The 17,914-nt window shown below is 49.0% G+C and carries 21 protein-coding genes; all 21 read right to left on the bottom strand.

What is annotated here, in order from left to right; translation table 11 throughout:
• Positions 1-596 precede the first annotated feature (596 nt).
• Positions 597-2,063, bottom strand: a complete 1,467-nt coding sequence (locus tag OCV69_RS02920; protein WP_158357551.1) for a hypothetical protein — start codon at positions 2,061-2,063, stop codon at positions 597-599.
• Positions 2,044-2,208 carry a hypothetical protein gene (locus OCV69_RS02915; protein WP_262562962.1) on the bottom strand — a complete coding sequence of 55 codons (165 nt, stop codon included), beginning with the start codon at positions 2,206-2,208 and terminating at the stop codon, positions 2,044-2,046. Before OCV69_RS02915 ends, OCV69_RS02920 begins: the two co-directional genes overlap by 20 nt.
• A 9-nt stretch (positions 2,209-2,217) precedes the next feature.
• On the bottom strand, positions 2,218-3,222 hold the full coding sequence (locus OCV69_RS02910) for a hypothetical protein (RefSeq protein ID WP_158357553.1): 1,005 nt from the start codon (positions 3,220-3,222) through the stop codon (positions 2,218-2,220).
• Positions 3,223-3,226: 4 nt separating this feature from the next.
• Entirely contained in the window at positions 3,227-4,768 is a 1,542-nt protein-coding gene (locus tag OCV69_RS02905; RefSeq protein ID WP_158357555.1) for a hypothetical protein, read from the bottom strand.
• The gene (locus OCV69_RS02900) at positions 4,695-5,309 is read right to left on the bottom strand and encodes a hypothetical protein (protein WP_158357557.1); all 615 of its coding nucleotides are present in this window, start codon (positions 5,307-5,309) and stop codon (positions 4,695-4,697) included. Before OCV69_RS02900 ends, OCV69_RS02905 begins: the two co-directional genes overlap by 74 nt.
• A 6-nt stretch (positions 5,310-5,315) precedes the next feature.
• Complete coding sequence (locus OCV69_RS02895) at positions 5,316-5,453, bottom strand: XkdX family protein (RefSeq protein ID WP_317258414.1); 138 nt, start codon at positions 5,451-5,453, stop codon at positions 5,316-5,318.
• Positions 5,454-5,455: 2 nt separating this feature from the next.
• Positions 5,456-5,872 carry a hypothetical protein gene (locus OCV69_RS02890; RefSeq protein ID WP_158357562.1) on the bottom strand — a complete coding sequence of 139 codons (417 nt, stop codon included), beginning with the start codon at positions 5,870-5,872 and terminating at the stop codon, positions 5,456-5,458.
• 537 nt (positions 5,873-6,409) lie between these two features.
• Positions 6,410-6,898: a hypothetical protein gene (locus OCV69_RS02885; RefSeq protein ID WP_158357564.1), complete on the bottom strand. Its 489-nt coding sequence runs from the start codon at positions 6,896-6,898 to the stop codon at positions 6,410-6,412.
• A 51-nt stretch (positions 6,899-6,949) separates the two neighbouring features.
• Positions 6,950-7,771, bottom strand: a complete 822-nt coding sequence (locus OCV69_RS02880) for a hypothetical protein (protein WP_158357566.1) — start codon at positions 7,769-7,771, stop codon at positions 6,950-6,952.
• A gap of 616 nt (positions 7,772-8,387) precedes the next feature.
• A complete protein-coding gene (locus OCV69_RS02875) occupies positions 8,388-9,251 on the bottom strand; it encodes a collagen-like triple helix repeat-containing protein (protein WP_262562961.1) in 864 nt (287 codons plus the stop codon).
• A 12-nt stretch (positions 9,252-9,263) separates the two neighbouring features.
• Entirely contained in the window at positions 9,264-10,229 is a 966-nt protein-coding gene (locus OCV69_RS02870) for a hypothetical protein (RefSeq protein WP_158357568.1), read from the bottom strand.
• Between the two features lie 55 nt (positions 10,230-10,284).
• A complete protein-coding gene (locus tag OCV69_RS02865) occupies positions 10,285-10,629 on the bottom strand; it encodes a hypothetical protein (RefSeq protein WP_262562959.1) in 345 nt (114 codons plus the stop codon).
• A 12-nt stretch (positions 10,630-10,641) separates the two neighbouring features.
• Entirely contained in the window at positions 10,642-11,634 is a 993-nt protein-coding gene (locus OCV69_RS02860; protein WP_158357570.1) for a N4-gp56 family major capsid protein, read from the bottom strand.
• Positions 11,635-11,639: 5 nt separating this feature from the next.
• Positions 11,640-12,578, bottom strand: a complete 939-nt coding sequence (locus OCV69_RS02855) for a hypothetical protein (protein ID WP_158357572.1) — start codon at positions 12,576-12,578, stop codon at positions 11,640-11,642.
• Positions 12,579-12,656: 78 nt separating this feature from the next.
• Entirely contained in the window at positions 12,657-12,986 is a 330-nt protein-coding gene (locus OCV69_RS02850) for a ribosomal-processing cysteine protease Prp (protein WP_262562958.1), read from the bottom strand.
• Positions 12,987-12,996: 10 nt separating this feature from the next.
• Entirely contained in the window at positions 12,997-15,012 is a 2,016-nt protein-coding gene (locus OCV69_RS02845; RefSeq protein ID WP_262562957.1) for a portal protein, read from the bottom strand.
• Positions 15,005-15,262, bottom strand: coding sequence for a hypothetical protein (locus OCV69_RS02840; protein WP_158357576.1), 258 nt, complete (start codon positions 15,260-15,262; stop codon positions 15,005-15,007). The genes OCV69_RS02845 and OCV69_RS02840 overlap by 8 nt, the downstream gene beginning before the upstream one ends.
• Before the next feature lie 9 nt (positions 15,263-15,271).
• Complete coding sequence (locus OCV69_RS02835; protein ID WP_158357578.1) at positions 15,272-16,714, bottom strand: terminase large subunit domain-containing protein; 1,443 nt, start codon at positions 16,712-16,714, stop codon at positions 15,272-15,274.
• Positions 16,704-17,249 (bottom strand): helix-turn-helix domain-containing protein, encoded by a 546-nt coding sequence (locus OCV69_RS02830; RefSeq protein WP_158357649.1) that lies wholly within the window; start codon positions 17,247-17,249, stop codon positions 16,704-16,706. The genes OCV69_RS02835 and OCV69_RS02830 overlap by 11 nt, the downstream gene beginning before the upstream one ends.
• 90 nt (positions 17,250-17,339) lie before the next feature.
• Positions 17,340-17,600 (bottom strand): Txe/YoeB family addiction module toxin, encoded by a 261-nt coding sequence (locus OCV69_RS02825; protein ID WP_158357580.1) that lies wholly within the window; start codon positions 17,598-17,600, stop codon positions 17,340-17,342.
• Positions 17,597-17,866, bottom strand: coding sequence for a type II toxin-antitoxin system RelB/DinJ family antitoxin (locus OCV69_RS02820; RefSeq protein WP_158357582.1), 270 nt, complete (start codon positions 17,864-17,866; stop codon positions 17,597-17,599). Before OCV69_RS02820 ends, OCV69_RS02825 begins: the two co-directional genes overlap by 4 nt.
• Positions 17,867-17,914: the final 48 nt, after the last annotated feature.

Genomic DNA, 17,914 nt, shown 5'->3' with positions numbered 1-17,914 from the left:
TTTTCCCCGTATTTCCCCAACAGGTAATAGTACTGGTCCTCCTCTTCGGTCGTCATGTCTTTGTACCGGTCTGCTCCTGAATCAACCATAGACAGATCCACTTTCCCAGACCGGATCCCGCTTATCGTATAGTTTTTATTTTTGTCTTTTTCCCTTCCCTCTCCGATCATACGGTCCCAGTCTGCTCCAACCCCATAATTTGCTTTTGCTCCGGAGATCATGCGGTCTGATTCTGCCGGTTTTAACACTGTCCCGCCGTATTTGGGAGTCTGGTTTTTGATTTTTTCAGCAAATTCCATGGCTTCTTTGTCTTTTTTATACTGTTTTCTCAAATTTCCCAAAGACAAAAAACCATCTTCTTTTCTAACCGTCTGTCCGTACTGCCTTGCATAATCTTCCCGTGTTGCTGCCTGCCTTGCAGGCCTGGATCCTGCAAACTTCTTTCCTGCTTTTTCCAGGTCCGTATAGTCCCTTGCATTTTCCATCATGCGGTCAGACACCGTTTTAAGCTCCTCATCTTCCGTAAGACCAGTGGTGAGCCCGTATTTTTTCATGTAATCTTCTCTTGTCGCCGCTTTTTTTGCCATACTTCCTCCTTAAATACCAGATAACTGTTTTCTTCGGAGATCCCAAATATTTTTGGGCACCCGCCGGTTCACTTCTTCCTGGATTGCTTTCTGCTTATCAATCCCTGCATACTGTATAGCGGCTTCCGCTTCATCCACAGATAGATTCCCTTTTTCCATCTCTTTCATGACCTGTTCCATGGCATCATAATCTGTAACTTTCCCAGCCTTCAGTTCCTGTCCTAATTTCGCGGCAAGCGGTGCATATCCTCCCGCTGGGGATGCCTTTTTCTTTGATGACGTTCTTCCAGATCCACTACCTCCACCAGATCCTTTTTTCGCCGCCTGCGCCTTCTGGAACTCAAACTGCTCTCTCTGGAATGCCATTTCCGCTTCCCATCTGGCCTGGGACTGTGCCGCCTGGGACTGCTGGAATGCGTAATCCCGGTCTGCCTGGGACTGCTGGAATCCAAACTGCTCCGCCCACTCTTTGGCCGCCAGGTCTGACTGATAGCTTTCCCAGTCTTTGCCGTACTCGGAGTCGTAACGGCCTGCCAGATACTGGAGATCGTTGTAATAATCCGCAATCTGATCCCGATACTCCCCATAATCCCAGTTTCTCTCCGTGTCCAGGCGGCCTGCCAGGTACTGGAGATCCTTATAATAATCTGCCACGGTGTCCCGGTATATTCCATAATCCCGGTCATCCAGGCCGGTGATCATGTCCATCTGATTATATTTGTTTTTTATCTCATCCAGATATTGTGCATAGGCCCGGTCCGCAAATTCCAGGGCCATATCATTAAGTCCGGCCAGCTTATTATCAAATGCCTGCTGCCCGGCCGCCGCCGCATAGGTGGACCCATAGCCCCCGGTGAGCCCCGCTGCGGCTCCCATGGTATCACGCATGGCCTGGTTTCCCTGGCGCATAAAATTCTCTCTGTACAGCTGGTACAGGGAGTCATTGGCCAGGTCCTCCGATGTGTATTCAAATTTTTCTCCGTTGAGGATCTGATCCACCAGAGAATTTATCTTATCCTCGTATTTGCTCTCAAATTTCCCTGGCTTATTTCCTTCCAGTTCATCCAGGCGGTCCATATAATCGTTCACACGGTCCGATTCTTCATATGGCCCCGGCCGCTTCCCTTCTGCCGCATGCAGACGGTCATAATAGTCCTGTGTGCTCTGCGACTTCCGGAAGTCTTCCTCCGAGTTCCCTGTGAGCGTCTGTTTTCCGGTTATGGCTACCTTCCCGCCCGATGGGGATGGGCTGTTCCCCGCTCCGGTCCCCGCAGTCACATTGGCGGATACTCCGCCTGTGTTGCTTTCTGCCGCAGGCGGAGTATTCCCCTTCTGCAGCATGGATAACAGGTTCATATTCTGCGCAGCCGTCCCACGGTAATCCTGGATCCCGTTCTGGGCCGCCAGCTGTTTCCTGGCCACGTATGAGCTGTCTTTTCCCTGCTTCTTCAGATAATCAACAATGCTTACCGCCATCGCTCTCCTCCTCTTCTCCCTGTTCTTTTAAGAGCTTCCCTGCTATCGTGATCAGTTCTGCATTCTTGAGTCCCTGCACCTCTAATGTCTCCAGGGCCTGGATCACTGTCTGGATCACGTTGTAGTCATATCTTATCTTCTTCATTTCTCTCTCCTAAACGCCGTTTACCATATTATAGAGTTCGTTTACCTGATCCTGAAGGGATCTTACCTCATGTCCCAGCATCCGGATCCCATAGTCCGGGTCCTCCCAGATGTAATCCAGCACGCTTGCAAGCGTCTGATCCGGCCAGTGCTGGGTCCCTTCCACATACAAGGTCTTGATCCTGGTGTTTCCCTGCTGGGATACCGAGAAGGCTGCCTTTTTTGTCCTTATATCATAATTGGCCCACAGGGACAGCCGCTCCGGCTTGTACCGGTCTGCCATCTCCGGGGACATCCCGCACCATTCGTCATCGGTCTGCCAGATATACCGGTCATTGTAAAACACGATCTCACAGTTTCCGATATTCAGTGACCGTTCTGTTACATGGAGCATATACCACTGTCTGTCCAGTTCATCGGTGTATCCGATCTTTATCTCTCCACCTTTGATGAGCCCATCAAAAGTGGCATTACTGCAGCTCAGCTTTCCATCCGGCGAGACTTGCAGGTTTTTGGTATCAATCGTCAGACGTTCCCCTTTTATCGTGATCCCACCTTTTTCCACTGATAACTGGTTTGACACGTCTCCAACACTGACCTTTAACTCGATTTTTCCGTCGAGGATCCGGACCTGTGTGTCTGTGTACGTCTTAGCATTCTGGACCGCCAGTGTAATCTTTCCATCCAGAAGTTCCACCTTTGTGCTGATCTCTTTTTTTACGTTACTGATTTCCAGGGTGATCCTGCTGTCAACCAATTCAAATTTGGTATTGACATCTTCCTCCAGGTCCTTAAGACCCACCCGCAGTCCATTCACGTCAAATTCCAGTGTGGCGATTGCATTTCCACGCTCAATATACTTTTTCAGCATATCCGGCGAGTAATTATCCTCATCGATATTGTTAAACATGTACCGGAGCCATTCATTGTTCTGGAACAGATAGGCTTTCAATTCCCGCATATCCTTTGCATCTTCAAAGTTCATGTTCTGGCTGCCCTGCATAAAAATTGCCATCCGATCACCTCCCGGATCCCAGCGTATATGTTTTGCTCAGTCCGTACAGTTTTGCTCGGCCTTTACCAGTGATTCTGTACCGGTAACGGCTGCATCTCCTCGGCCTCACCGACATCATGTAGGACTGCTTATTTATCGCAGACAACGTCTTGACCCGCCGCCATGCCGGGTCTGCGTCATACCGCAGCCAGATCTCCACCATGGTCCCCCGGTCTAATTCCATCATAAATTGGAGCCGGTGCAGCCGTTTCTTATCCAGGCTGTCTTCCAGGAGGTCTCCGCTTTCCAGATACCATGATATCTGTTCTTCCCCTCCTGCTGCCGGCCGGATCTGCCGTTCCGCGTCCACATAATACAAATTTCCTGCGCCGGAACACGGAAATGTCAGTGAGGTGTCATCCTCCCTGTGCCAGAGGCCTTTTTCCAGATCGAATACATACAGTCCCGTTTTGCTTCCCCAGTCAATGGATATGTAGTATTTCCCCTGATATGGGCCCCCACGGGCTCCTGTATGCCCTTTTCTTATTTCCTGTGATACAAGATAAGGCATCCCGCCGTCATAAGCGCACACGCCTTCCCTGGACATGTACAGCAGTGTCTCATTTACTACTGCAAGGGAGTGTTCGCATCCGTCCATCACCCCGCGGACCGGATAGGTGTTGATCTGGATATTACTTGGCCTGGATCCGTAGACTTTATGGAGTACATCCTCTTTAAAAAAAAGGACATATCCCAGATGCGTGATTGCCCCCGTAAAGTCTCCATCCGATCCGATGGTTGCCGCGTAAGAGTCCGTGGATATCCCTTCAAAACAGTTCCAGTTAAAGGGATCCCCCAGCTTACAGGCATATACCTCATGCGCCGCAGAACTGCATCCCCATACCCGGTTATCCAGCTCTGTGAGATAGTCCATGTCCGGTGCCTTCCGCTTGACCGTTAACCCCGAATCCTGGGTAAAGCTCTTTGTTACGTCTGCGATGACCACGATATGATCTTTTTCAAGGCTCTGGATCACTGCGGACTTATTGAGATTCGTATTCGTGCATCCGGATATCTCTACTCCATCTCCCTGGGCAAATTCCGCCCCGATCCCTGGACACGAAATTTTTATGAATGTGGACGCGTCCGTGGTGGGCCCTATGGACGCCTGTGCGCCCTGTGTCCAGGTTTTTTCTACATCCTTCCACTCTTTATTTTTCGTATTAAAAACCTTCTTATCCGGCCATATAAGGATGTATGCGCCCATGGACACCATCTGCTTTTTTCCGTCCGTTACCGTTCCGGCCTTCGTTCCATCAAAATAAAAATCCGTCCCATCCACCCACGCCAGACCGTTATTAAAAATCAAGCCATTCGGTTTTTCCAGCTTCCGGATCGCCTTCCCGCGGCCGCCCCGGGGCCCGATGGCCGGGAACATGTCAGAAGACATATTCTGCATATCCGCAAAAGCATTTTCCTGGATCACTTCTCTCTCATCGATTCCTCCGAAGTTCGTTATCATCTTTTTTCTGACCGGGATCTCCGTCACAAATGCCAGCCGGTTCATTTCTTTTCCCCCTTCCCCAGATATCAAAATATCCCATTTCTTTGGGCATGTGATTCCTCCTATACCATGCCGCATACTGGTCAAATGCCGTCTGATACAGTGCGGCCGCATTGTTATAGCTCAGTGTCTCTTCATCGTGCAGCTCTATTTTTGCAATAAGGTATTGGATATAGATGTCGGAAAAACGGTCCGGAACAAGCAGCTCCCTTTCCTGATCCGTTGCATAACGATATCCTTCAAAGCTAATATTGTTCCCTTCCGCACGGTTCAAGATCTCATCCACCACCGTCCCCTCCACTTCTGACAGCCATCTTGTTTTCATTTCCGCTGTATATTCATTGGGTCTGAGCTCATCTGTCAATCCTATGATTTCCGCTATTTTCATCCCCGTTCCTCCTTTCTTTTCCTGCATTTTCCCATTTTTATGCCTATAATTCGCCCGTAACAAAAAAAGAAGCCAGACTTCTCCAGCTCCTTTTGTTCTACGTTCTGTAACATGGGCAACGTCACCCTGCTGCCCAAATGGAGATAGTTGGATCACCTCCTTCTACTCCTGATACGGTACTCCTGTGATCTTCTGGTATTCATCCTTTGTAATCCAGCGCCCCACAGCTTTTTTCACTCTGCTCATATCCCAAAGGCCTTTGTCATAGTAGTTTTTTACCTTGTCATAATTTTTGCTCATTTCTATCCCTCCATCATAAGCAGATAATCAATATCCGCACGGTTTCTTTCTACCCGGTCCTCCATACGCTCCTTGCACATGCTCAGAGATACCACAGTGCCGCGGATCTCTTCGAGCTTCGGCATCGGATGGACCAGTTCTCCTGTTTCATCTCTTTCCGGATCCTTCATCCTTGTCTCTACGACTGCGTCTGTGTCACGGGTCATTACGCTTCCCAGCCGTACATATCCCTGGGCCTCGGTCTGGAATGTGTCCCCCTTGATCGTCATAGTCTCTGCATTTTCAGCCCGGAATGCCCGGGCAACCGTTTCCAATGAGTCCTCTGTGATCAGTTTCAATGCTACTTCCTGATCATTAGAATAAAATCCATTGACCGCAAGCGTGTATTCGGTCCCGTCCATTAAAATCACTTTTTCCATGGCACTTTCTCCTTTTTTCTTTGATTTTACTGTATCCCTGTATGCTTTTCTCCCCGTATGTTCGGAGATATAGTGATTTTAAAGCAAGGGATGCTTCCCTGGAAATTGGCCAGGTTGAGCGAGGGGCTTACATATATCTCCGTAACAAAGTTACAAATAACTTGCTGATGCTTAGGCTTAATGAGGACGATAAAAAACTTGCATTTAATTCTGAGGTTGATGGACAATGGGGGACTGAAACCGAACTCGTTACAAAGTCCGATTTAGATTTGCAAACCCAGAAATTACACAAAAACGTCGTAATATATCGTATCGGGAATATAGCTATGTTAAGTATATCGTCATGGGTAAGAAAGGAAGAACTTGCTGGGGTGACAATACCGACAGGATACAGACCAGTTAAAAATATTAGCATCCCGTTTACGCAACAAAATTTTAATGACGGATCATATTGCGATGTAACTATGGAAGGTAAAATCAATTATACAGGGACATCCCCCATTTTGGTAAACGCAGTATGGTTTTGCGCGTGAATTATTACTTGAATGCTATTTCCTTCCAACCAATCCACGAACCACTTGTATTAACACTGTCAAAAAAGAGTTTTCCTCCGGAATAGGGAGAGCAGATGACAAAATGCCAGGTTCGGTCAACGTATACACTGAGTCCGATATATCCCACGTTTTTGGTAGGTGTATTTGCGGCTCCGTACTCCGCCCGGAAAAGGCAGCTTTTCCTAATATTATGAATATCTGTCACTTTGATAAGATTGGAAAATAAATCGGACTTTGTGGCAATGAACTGCGAGGATTTTTCTTCCCAAACTCCATTATTTCTAAAAGCAGTAATTATCTTATCCCCTGGAGCAATAGCCAGTAAGGCACCATCATTACTACCTGGATAGTTAAGGAATAAAATTCTCGTGTATTGTTCGAGCGTAATTTTTGAGTTTAGGGTGATATTTTGTGCTGCTCCTCCTATTAAGGTATGGGAAAAATCATCTTCCGATGTAATGTAATATCCCAAATCACTATTTAGCTGAGAAAATTCGGGGAATCGATAAAGATTCCCCGAAAATCATTCGACATACCAGCGTTCCATTGCTCCATTGCAGCCTCTTTTTTCATGCCAGCAAGCGCCCTCATAGTTTCCGAATTCTTCTAGGTAGTAGTATTCTCCGCTTCCATCTTCTGGATCCACCTCTTTCGTTGAAGAATTCCATCGTCTCCAACCGGTCCGCATATATCCATATTTGTTAAATAAATACCAATAGTGATTGATTAACCTCCACTCGCTTCTGGGATATCCTCCATCCGGATCTTGATACCACCATCTTCCAGAATCCTTTATCCATCCATATACAGGTTCTGAATAGTCTATATAGCAGAAGCCCTTTACCGTTGAATCATTCCAAGGTCTTTTCTTAATTTTAACCTGTCCACCATTTCTGTCTGATAAATCGCTGGATGTATTGGCTTCCAAGCAGTCCCACCATTTTTGACCATTTTCCGAATATATTCTTATTACACGTCCAGCATGAGAAAAGTTAAAAATAGAAACCGCGCCCAGTTCTGGTGTCATACCCACTTTTCCCATTTTTTTAAAAGCATTATACGTGGCAAAACAATTATATCCCACATAAGATTTTTTTGTCATATTCCAGTGCTTCAGCGCAGTTTCAAGACCAAATTCTTGAACTTCCAGCCAAAACTGGAACGTGCAGCACCAAGGCTGACCCTGGCATCCCATAAGCCCCAAAGAATCTATATCCCTGGAATATTTTGTGTAATTATTACGTCCTTTATTTGCCGTTTTGGAATCCAGGTTATTTTCAGAGGCTTTTTCGACGTATCCCTCTTCTGCTATTCCCTTTTCGATCAAGCCTTTTAACGTTTCCATAATTATGCCTCCTTCATGAACACAATCATATTTTCCTGTTCAAGTGTAATCCACCCTTTCAAAACATCTAAATAGTGATTTTTCAGTCTATAAATATTCATCCTCTACAATTAAAATGAGTGGTCAGTTAGATTCTATTATAGAGTGGTTAAAAAGCAACACTACAAAATTCTTTGTGTATAATTATGTCAGAGTGGAACCGACCGATTCAGACGGTTATTTTGGTAATTCTTCATTTGATATTCTCTGGAATCTCTCATCTGCTTCTTATGGATGGATAATGTTACGTTCTGATAACCCAAAATCTGTTCTATTTGGAAGGTTAGTTAGTGGTAACGCACAATGGGATATACCTGTTTTTAAGTCCGATATGAAAGTCCTAAAAAAAACGGATGTCCAATTCTCTGACGGATTCGCGGAGATTTCATTTCCTGGATTAACATATGACAGCGCTGTATGTATTAACCAAGAATACAAAAGTTCGGCGGGTGTTCAAAATCTTGTTTTTACTGCCCAGGTAAGACCTAACGAACTGATAATATACGCCCGGAATGCAAATGATGGAAGTTCTTATAACGGGATTATACATATCATGGCAATAGCCATAGGATAAAAATTATACATTTGGGCCAACTATGAAATTTGCAAAAATAGTATCCATTTTCGCTATTGGGGTTCGCACTATGAATAGCCTATTCCCACTTACTTGTATTGCGTTACCAACCTCAGATGAATTGTAAAAACAATTTGTACAAACGCCGGCTCCAGAAAACGGAAGGTTACGGCAAATATCAAGGTCTGTTTCATAGTTCCCATATCTTACTGAGAGTTTTATCAGGTAACAGTTTCCTATTTTGCGATACAAACTGGCTCCATTATCTTCCCAACTGTTTACAAGATATGGCTTAAGCGGAATCCAATCGGATTGCAAATCGGACTTTGTAACGATAGGGTCAGCACCTGTCCATTCTCCAGATATTTCGGAATCTAAGACAAGTTTTTTAGTACCTTCATCCAAAAGCAAAGAAAGCCTATTATTTGTGATTTTGTTCCGTAGCATTAAGTAAACACCTTTGGAATTACGCTCGACAGCCATCTTGGCATCACTGATGGTTAAATCACTATTTATCTGCTCAAACATGCTGTACATCAGCGCACTTGTCGGGACTGTTCCTGTATTGTTGACGTTGGTATTGCTCATCATGCCTTTAAGCATATAGTCCGCAAGTTTTTTCGTGAGCGCATCATTTGTGACCAGTTTGGTGACAATCCTGTTTGCGATTGCATCAAACAGCTTCTGCGCCGTGGTCTTCTGGCCTTTGGCTACATCCAGGCCCTCTGTGTCTGTGATCTGGGCATCTGCGATATTTCCCGGTTCTCCTTTAGGGCCAGTGGCACCGGTGGCCCCTTTTTCTCCCTGCGGGCCTCGATCTCCCTTGTCTCCTTTTGCGTATCCTAAAATAACATCTTTGATTGCCATCTTATCCCCTCCTTATTTGCCGTCATCATACTGCCAAAACAGTGCCCCATCAGACTCCCGGTATTTAACCGGCGGCACTGTATGGACCGCATCATCATACACACAATGGATTGCACAGTTATCGGCAGAGTCGGTATATACATACATCACGCTTGCGGCCGGAATATTAATCCCGGACTCTCCCTGTGGTCCCTGCGGTCCCTGCGGCCCCTGTGGCCCCGTAAAATCCCCACTGTCGATCCTCTTGATCAGATCGTCCCTCGCGGCTTCTGCCTGTTCTTTTGCCTCTTCTGCGGCTCCCTTATGGATATTGGACTGTCGGCAATACTCCTTTGCGTTGTCGGAGTCTTCCCCCGGCCTGGTCCCGGTCTGTCCGACCGCATAGGACTTTGCTTTGTCTGCATACTGCCTTGCATCCTCGATCTGCCCTTCAAATGTCTTGATCGCCGCATCTGTCTTTTCTTCCCTGGCCTGATCTGCTTCCACCCGGTCTGCTTCCGCCTGCTCCCTTTCTTTTTCCGCCTTTTTTCTGGCTTCTTCTGCGGCGTTTACGGATTCCAGTTTTTTATCGATAGCTCTCTCCAGCTGCTCCACTTCTGAGAGCTGGGGTCCGCTCGGTTCCGCCGTGGTCCCTTCTGTGTACACCGCGGCCCGGAAGGACCTCCACTTGACGGCTCCTGTGTCATCATGGGCCCGCAGATTGATCCATGCGGTCCCAGGCTGGGATACCATCTTATCCGACACCGCCCAGGTGAGCAGGATTTCCTCTTCTCTTACTTCTTTTTCCAGGTAGGCTGTATCTGGTGTCCCATCCGGCAGCTCTGCGTTAAGCCGAAAGGACAGATCAGCCAGATCCACTCCATCCACGTTTACCCGCTTGATCCGGAACAGGCGGTTTGCGGCATTTTTATCCCCCACGGCACCAAGATACTGTTCCCGGTTTAAAAATACCAGCTCTTTGTGCTCTACAAGTATCATCTGATTCTGTCCCTCCTTAAAGCAAGAGGCCGCTTACACTGCGGCCCCTCCGTTACTACACATTATATTTACGTGTCTCCTCCTGGTAGTGGTTTTCCAGACTGTCCATCATGAGGGCTGTCTGGGTATCCTGCTCCCTTGAGTGGTCCAGAATCTCCTTGACTGCTCTCGGCACTTTGACACGAACTCCGCGCTTGATCACGTACAGTTTGCCGTTGACGCCTACCACAACGTCATCCTTATATCTGCCATTATCCTTAAACAGCTCGACCTCTACCTCATCCGGCTCAGTTGCACCGGTGCAACTCTCCGTTTCCTGGGACTGTGTTTCCTGGGACTGCTCTTCAACCGGCGTCTGTTCCGCCAGTACCTGCTCTTCTTCGCTTGCTCGTCTTGCCATTATAGCCCTCCTTTAGTTTGCAACACCGTCGTTAAAGCTGGATCCGGTCTCAATGCGGACCATAAACTGCTCGACCAGACGCTCTGCTGTCTTGGTGGCCTTCCAGCCGGCCGTTGCTCTCTGGTTTAACGGGTCTTCGGTTCCGCCGCTGCCCAGCTGCTTGATGATCGTCTCCAGGCCGCCTCCCTCGATGTTGGTCACGCCGTAGGCATTGGCACCCAGGACCAGGGTACTGTATACATCCTGGCTTCCAGATCCCTCACCGGCAAAGATCTTTGCTTCTGTCGTTTCCACGAAGCGGACATTTGCGATCTTACCGATCTCGTTGTTAAACATGTGCTCCGGCGTTGTGTATTTGGTCCAGTCTTTCCACTCCGGATCATCCTGGATGTCATACGCAATATCCGGATGCACGATGGCCACATAGCTTCCATCGATCACCGGCGCATTCTGCTTTTTAAGCATTCTGGCGGCCAAACGTACCGCCTTTACCGTCAGCTTCATGTCCTTTGTTAATGCGGATCGGCTGTCCACCTGTCCCTCCGCATACTGCACGTTGGTTCCGCCTGCCAGGACTTCTCTGGTGATCGTATCCAGGGTGGCTCCGGCCTGATCTCCCAGCAGAGACAGGGCCTGTACCAGGTTGTTATCAATGGCCGTTAACAGCAGCATGTCTGTCAGCGGTACGAATCCGCCATACTGACGCACCTCGGCGGTCACGGTCGTTACGGTTAATGTCTGTCCCTTCGGGGTCACTCCCTCAGTCAGCGGCGTCGTTGCCTTTGCTAACGGAGCATAACGCCTAAACTCAGTGGTTTTACCTCCATTTTTCGGTATGTTATGCTTCTGTCCAAACTGGTCATGCACCAGCTTCGGCTTCGCGTTCTCGATCAGATAGCGCGAGTAATAGGTTTTCATTTCCGCGGACATTCCGCCGCTTCCGGTCGTGTTTACGGGTGTCTCCGCAAACAGCCTCAGATCTAACCGGATCATTTTATCATCCATGCTCTTTACCTCTCATAAAATTTGCTCGGCGTGATCGTCTCCCCCTCCAGGGATCTCCTGGCCAGGTCCCGGATCTGGGCCCCGCTCAGTTTGTTGATATCCTGTGTTTCCTGGAAGGCGGTGGTGCTCCCTGCAGCGCCTTCGGCCGGCCGGCTTTGGCCTGCCTTGATCGCGTCGATCTGTTTTTTTGCAACTTTTCTGGCCGTGTATTCCATGGCTCCGGACATGATTTCGTCATGGTGCAGCGTTTCGTATGCGGTCCGCATCGGGATCCCGGCTCCCAGGAGCTTTACAAAGTCCGGATTGTTTACCTCAGTACGGAGGTCAAATCCCTTATACAGGCGGCCCAGCTCTTCCGCTTCGGTGTTCCACTTTGCAAAGATCTGTTCCTTCTGCGCCAGTCTCTCTGCATTCTCCCTGGCCGCACGCATGGTCTGGTTCTCGGCTTCCAGTTTTTTCATGCGCTTATACTGTTCGGTGCTCAGCCCCTCGCGGGCCGCTGCATCCTCCCAGTATGCGTCATCCTGTTCCACTGCCTTCTGGATGTTCTGGACATTCCCGTCCGTGATCCCATAACGGCTTCCCAGGTAATTGATCAGCTCCATGGCCTGGTCATAGTTTGCCATTTTTTCCCTGCTCCCGCGGAGTCTCCGGTCAATGATCCCCTCAACGTCCTCATGATAAAAATCCCGGTATTCGTCGCTGTTGATCATGTCCCGGTATGCCTGCCTGCGCTCCTCCGGGGTCCTTGTGTCTTCTGCGGATGATTCCCGGCTGGCGACACCATCACCTTCCGCCCCATCTCCAGCGGCGTCCTGAAGACCTTCTTTTGCGCCCGTGTTTTCCGCCTGTACGGCCGCTGCCGCACCTTCTGTGCCTGTTCCTGCACCTGCACTTCCGGCAGCTCCAGCGCCGCCGTCAAATAATCTGAGATCTAATTTCATATGTACTCCTTTTCCATGGTCTTTCCCACGCGTCTTTCTTGTCTCATCCTACCATAGAGGCTTTTTTCAGTTCTCCCCTTACTCCTCATTGATCTTTACAATCTGGATCCGGCCGGGGTAAGACTGCTCGATCATGTCCAGGCCAGTCTCCAGGAGCCGGAAAGCCCCTGATATCTCCAGGTCCTCTCCATTGGATAAAAATCTCAAAAAAATGTCTCCCTCACCGATCCGGTCGCTGTATGCCCTGGCCCGGTATGAGCGCTCCCGGCAAAACTGTACCAGCGCCTGTGTCAGCATGGATACTGCCGCGCATACCAGGTTTTCTTTTTCTCCTTCGCCTTTTCCCGCGTGGCCGATGGCAACAAGCTTATAGGCTCCCGGTGTGTTTTTGAGCTGTATGATTGTCATGATATCCCTCCTATGCTTTCGGCGCTGATGCTGTGGCGGCCTGTTTTCTCGCCCTGGCCGCCACGGCATTTTCATTTTTTCTTGACAGATTTCCCATGGCATCGGTCTCTGCGGCTTCTTTTTGTGTCCCCTCCGGCATCACCGTCCCCGGGACCTGCTGCCCTCTGGCCGCCAGTGCGTCCAGGATCCTTGTGTCCCCTGTCGATTCCGCGATCAGCATCGCCATCTGCTCCATCTGGGACTGCATCTGCATCATCTGCTGGAGCATGGTCCCGTTCTCAGATATCTTCCGTTCAATTTCTTCCTTCCCGTCAAAATCCATCATTCCCACACACATGAGCGCCTGATCCGCCAGCTGGGGATTAAAAAATCCCAGGTTATACATCTCTTTGGCCAGCTCATTCTGGGCGATTTTTGTAAACGGACTGCTCTTCTGGGCCACGATCTTGATATCAAAATATGGTTTCCGGCCTCCTAACCGGATCCCGAAATCATTGGTCACCGGATCCGGCCGGAGCATCCGATTATCAAATGTCACAAAATTCTCCTGTCCCTTATCTCCCGTGATCCGGAAGGCCCGCTCCGTCGTATAAAACTGCCGGATCAGCTCGATCACCTGGTAGATGAGGTCCCTGTGGACCCGGTAAGAGGTCTTGATCATATCCCTGGACAGCTTGCTTCCTGCCTCCTGGAGCGCCGCGATTGCTGACGCCGCGGTCACACCGGAAGCCGTAGATCCCTGGGAAAAGTCCCTGTTCCCGCTGGTTTCCTTCAGTTCGTCGATCTTGAGCTGATGGAGATTGATATAGGCTCCATCCAGCGTATAATGGTCAATCGGTTTGATATCATCCGGATTCCCCACATAATGCACGATATCCCGGGAAAGATCTGTATACTCACTCTCATTGATCCCACCGCCGTCCTTGCTCATGTATCTTGGACGGGCACCGGCCACTGCATTTTTAAGCATGGACTGTCCCATTTTGTCGATATACATCTGGCAGCTCTTCATGACGTCTACATATCCCATTCCGGCCGGAGATTTCTTGATCGGGAACAGCGTATCAAATACAAACGGATACAGCCCGTGCTCATACAGGCCGTCTGGCATTTTGTCGTCATTTTCTGTGGCATAAAGCACAGTTCCCTGGCAGATCTTACAGAGATGCACGGCCGTTTTTCTGATCTTGATCCCGTTTTCGTCGATTCTCGTGACTGACTTTTTATAGTACCAGTCTGTCACCAGGCTCTTTCCTTCCGTATAAGCCCGTCCCTCGCCTATATAATCTGGGATTTCGGACAGGATCCCATCTCCCAGCTTCCCTTTCATTTCTGGGTAATCCGCCTCTATGATGCTGTTATCTACATAGGACTGGTAAAAAAGGCTTGGGGACTTCTGGATATCCTCCACTCCGGGCTCCCAGGTCAGATTTAAAACATCGCAGTTCCGGATCTCGATGTCCCCGATCCCGTTTTTATAGGGATCCCAGAATATCCCGTAAACCCCTGTTCCCGACTTTAACTTGTCCCAACACTCAGCGTTATAGACTGCCTCATAATCGCACTGGTCCAGGATGCATGGGACCACGCTGCTCAGGATCCTGGCCGCCTCTTTGTCGCTCTCTTCTCTCGGCAGGATATTCGGAGCCGGGAAGTTGTCCATAAAATCCGCATGCTTATTGATGATGGAGTTAAACATCCAGGCACTGACCGGCTCCGGATCCCTCCGCTCTGTCCGCCCATAGTTTAAGATCTCCCACTCTTTAAATTCCCACCACTGCTCATTTTCAAGCACACGTTCATCCAGGAGCCGCTTTCCCTCTTTATACTTCTGAAGGATCTCCATTGCCTTCTTGGCATCCTCGTCTGCGATCCTTTCTAAGGCTCTCACGGGCTTTCCCCGCGTTTCTCCGGCTCCGGCCATTATTTTATCATCTGCGTATTCCTGGGGCTCCTGTGCGGACTGCTGGGCCTCCAGGATGGCTCCGGTGTCAAACTGTGTGCGGTCTCCGCTATCCTTAATCACAACTCATCCTCCTCTCAAGCAGATCGACCCACATCATGGTATCGATCACGCCATTCTCCAGCCTTAGCAAGGCAAATCTGGGATACTTTGCAATCACAGTCCCAATCCTTTTGATATTGGCTTTGTTTGATGTTTTATCTCTGAGTAAATTTGTTTTCTGCGTATGGATCCGGATCTTGTCACCAATCTGGACACAATTCCTGACACGCTCCACATCCTTAACGCAGAGTCCCTCTGTTTCTCTTGACATATCTCTCCTTTAGATCCTGTAAAAATAATAATTTTCCTTTTCCTTCTGGTGCATGTTCAGCGGATCTTCCTGCGGTACATGCTTCCTTTCATTTTTCCGGGGTGATATCGGGTTCTCCATCAGCACATACCGGCACTCATCATAGATATGGTCCTCCTGCGTTGTGTCGATGTCCTCCACCCGCTTTTCGTCATATACAAGCGCCGGAATGGTCCGGATGAAGTCCTTGCACGTATTAAACACATAGAACATGGACCGGCCATGCTCATCAAATGCCAGCCGGTAGTGGTACTGCATCTTCCCGGCCAGCCGCGTGTTATCTCCGGGGGCCCAGTATACCCGGCTCCTCTCCATCAGCGCCGCAACGGATTCCCCGCGGGACTCATCAAAGATCGATGGATCCGCAATCCCGATGATCTTATGGCCGCGGATGTTTGGATCTGCTGCCTCCACCTCCAGGATCTGCCTGGCGATCTCCGTCGGCTCGATCTTAATACCGGTGTTTGGCGTATCTGTGCATCCGTACAGCTCCCGGATCCTGTATATGCATCCCTCATGGTCCACTGCATGCCATCCCACGGAAAACGGCTTTGCATATCCAAAGTCAAATCCCCGGTAAATCTGCCAGTCTGCCGGGATCCGGAACGGCTCGATCACATGTGTATATACCTGACTCTCGTATCCATCTGGATCATCGGTAAACTCCACGAATACCTGTCCCTCAAAGCTGTCCCAGTCACCGTACAGGAGCGCATTGCGCTCTTTTTCCGGCAGCATGGCCAGAGAGGCCAGATAGTTTGGGTTATTTTTAAGGAGCTCCTTGTTATCAAACACGCTACTGGGGACAAAGATCCTGGTCCGTGTCTGGATCAGTTCACTCCCCTCCGGCGTTTTGATCTTTAATCTGGTCCGCACCGGCGTCATAGGCTTTGCAACCGTGATAAAATAGGATTTTACCCAGCCATGGCCGACTCCTCCCGGGTTAGCTGTTGCCCGCATATATACCCGGGTTCCCGGGCCTCCAGGACGATTTCGAGAGATCAGATAGCTGTACTCGCTGTACTGGAAGTGGGTCAGCTCGTCAAAGCCTATAAAGTCGTAGCGGCGCCCCTGGTACTTATGTTTGTCCTGGCTGTGCTGCATGGATCCAAAATAGATCCGTGCCCCGGAGGAAAAGATCCAGCAGTGGTCTGTGGAGTTATACCTGGCTCTCCTGTCCGCATATGGATACAGCTCCATGGACCGGCTGATGATGTCCTGGAGCTGTGGGAACGTCTTACGCAGGATAATCGCCCTATAATGTGGGATATGTACCTGGCGCAGGGCCTCCATGATCAGATAGTCGCTTTTTCCCCCGCCCGCAGCTCCACCGTACAGGGCCTCATATTCCGGTCTGGCCATCATGACCGCCTGCTTCGGCTGCGGCCGCCAGATCACACTCCTATCCGCCATCGGGATCCGCCTCCTCTGCCTCTTCCATATCCTCATTCTCCAGACTGTCGTCTACATCGGCCAGGATCAGCAGGCCTCCGCCGCCTTCCCCATCGCTGGAGTCCCGGGCCATTTCAATCTTCCGGTCTTTCCACTTGTCGGGCATCCGGTTTTTAAGCCAGAAAATGATGGCCAGCGTATCTGCAGGGATATGTACCTCATCTTCCCCGACTTCCAGATATTCCTCCTCCTTTTCTTTCCTTCCGGTCGCTCCATAGGTAACCTTTTTTAGCTTGAACGTCTTCTTAAGCTTCACAGTGTACCCTTTCGCCTTTTTTAACAGGGATTCCTCGACTTCTTTATCGACGATTTCCTTCCCCTTTTTTAGGGTGTCCGATATGTCCGGATACTTTTTCTTCCATTCGGACAGCGTAGACCGCGATATTCCTATGTTTTTCGCGATTTCCTCGTCCGTCAGGCCATCCCTGGCCCATCCGGACAGCAGAATCTTCTTGTCTGGATCCGAAATCCATTCCTGGTACTTGCCCCTGGCCATCTTTCTCACCTGCCTTTCCCCTTATTTTTGCACAAAAAAAGACGGGATTTCTCCCGCCATGTAAAAAGAAAAGAGGACAGCTTCCTGTCCTCAATCCTCATAATGTCCTTTACATGAAATAATATAAACAATACCGTCCTTCTCATAGTAAACGATCCGGTTGGTATCATCAATGCGCCTGCTCCACATACCGCTTAAATTTCCCTTTAACGGTTCCGGCTTCCCGAGGCCTTCAAAAGTATTTCTCTGAATGTCCTTGATCAGTCCATTGATTCTTTTCAGCGTTTTCTTATCCTGTGCCTGCCAGTACAGATAGTCACTCCATGCCCTGTCTTCCCATAGCAGTCTCATTCATCCACCCCGATCAGATCATGCTCAGCAAAATGGGCCTTGCCCGCTTTTACGTCACGTACAATATTTTCAAGATAACGAATGTTGCTTTCAGAATAAAACGGATCTACTGAAACATCGAATGGAATACGTTTCTCCCGGCTTACTTTTTTGGCGAATATGGTAAATGCCGCGCTCATGGAAAGTCCCAGATCCGAGCATACCTGTTCCATGCTTTTTTTTACATCTGCGTCCAGCTTAAAATTCACATTCACAGCCTGAGCCATATAAAACACCCCTTTCTTAATTCGATTATATTCTTTTTTAAATAAAAA

Origin of the sequence: Alitiscatomonas aceti, assembly GCF_025567195.1 — a bacterium.
In the GTDB taxonomy this organism is placed as follows: domain Bacteria; phylum Bacillota; class Clostridia; order Lachnospirales; family Lachnospiraceae; genus Alitiscatomonas; species Alitiscatomonas aceti.
Note: the sequence above shows the minus strand (reverse complement) of the source record. Positions and strands in the feature narration are given on the sequence as shown.

Bases quoted from the DNA above. Each gene is read 5' to 3' on its own strand.
- OCV69_RS02905 (WP_158357555.1), bottom strand. From the start codon at position 4,768: ATGAACCGGCTGGCATTTGTGACGGAGATCCCGGTCAGAAAAAAGATG.
- OCV69_RS02870 (WP_158357568.1), bottom strand. From the start codon at position 10,229: ATGATACTTGTAGAGCACAAAGAGCTGGTATTTTTAAACCGGGAACAG.
- OCV69_RS02920 (WP_158357551.1), bottom strand. From the start codon at position 2,063: ATGGCGGTAAGCATTGTTGATTATCTGAAGAAGCAGGGAAAAGACAGC.
- OCV69_RS02825 (WP_158357580.1), bottom strand. From the start codon at position 17,600: ATGAGACTGCTATGGGAAGACAGGGCATGGAGTGACTATCTGTACTGG.
- OCV69_RS02840 (WP_158357576.1), bottom strand. From the start codon at position 15,262: ATGTCAAGAGAAACAGAGGGACTCTGCGTTAAGGATGTGGAGCGTGTC.
- OCV69_RS02860 (WP_158357570.1), bottom strand. From the start codon at position 11,634: ATGGATGATAAAATGATCCGGTTAGATCTGAGGCTGTTTGCGGAGACA.
- OCV69_RS02890 (WP_158357562.1), bottom strand. From the start codon at position 5,872: ATGGAAAAAGTGATTTTAATGGACGGGACCGAATACACGCTTGCGGTC.
- OCV69_RS02820 (WP_158357582.1), bottom strand. From the start codon at position 17,866: ATGGCTCAGGCTGTGAATGTGAATTTTAAGCTGGACGCAGATGTAAAA.
- OCV69_RS02830 (WP_158357649.1), bottom strand. From the start codon at position 17,249: ATGGCCAGGGGCAAGTACCAGGAATGGATTTCGGATCCAGACAAGAAG.
- OCV69_RS02915 (WP_262562962.1), bottom strand. From the start codon at position 2,208: ATGAAGAAGATAAGATATGACTACAACGTGATCCAGACAGTGATCCAG.
- OCV69_RS02855 (WP_158357572.1), bottom strand. From the start codon at position 12,578: ATGAAATTAGATCTCAGATTATTTGACGGCGGCGCTGGAGCTGCCGGA.
- OCV69_RS02880 (WP_158357566.1), bottom strand. From the start codon at position 7,771: ATGGAAACGTTAAAAGGCTTGATCGAAAAGGGAATAGCAGAAGAGGGA.
- OCV69_RS02865 (WP_262562959.1), bottom strand. From the start codon at position 10,629: ATGGCAAGACGAGCAAGCGAAGAAGAGCAGGTACTGGCGGAACAGACG.
- OCV69_RS02895 (WP_317258414.1), bottom strand. From the start codon at position 5,453: ATGAGCAAAAATTATGACAAGGTAAAAAACTACTATGACAAAGGCCTT.
- OCV69_RS02875 (WP_262562961.1), bottom strand. From the start codon at position 9,251: ATGGCAATCAAAGATGTTATTTTAGGATACGCAAAAGGAGACAAGGGA.
- OCV69_RS02850 (WP_262562958.1), bottom strand. From the start codon at position 12,986: ATGACAATCATACAGCTCAAAAACACACCGGGAGCCTATAAGCTTGTT.
- OCV69_RS02835 (WP_158357578.1), bottom strand. From the start codon at position 16,714: ATGGCGGATAGGAGTGTGATCTGGCGGCCGCAGCCGAAGCAGGCGGTC.
- OCV69_RS02910 (WP_158357553.1), bottom strand. From the start codon at position 3,222: ATGGCAATTTTTATGCAGGGCAGCCAGAACATGAACTTTGAAGATGCA.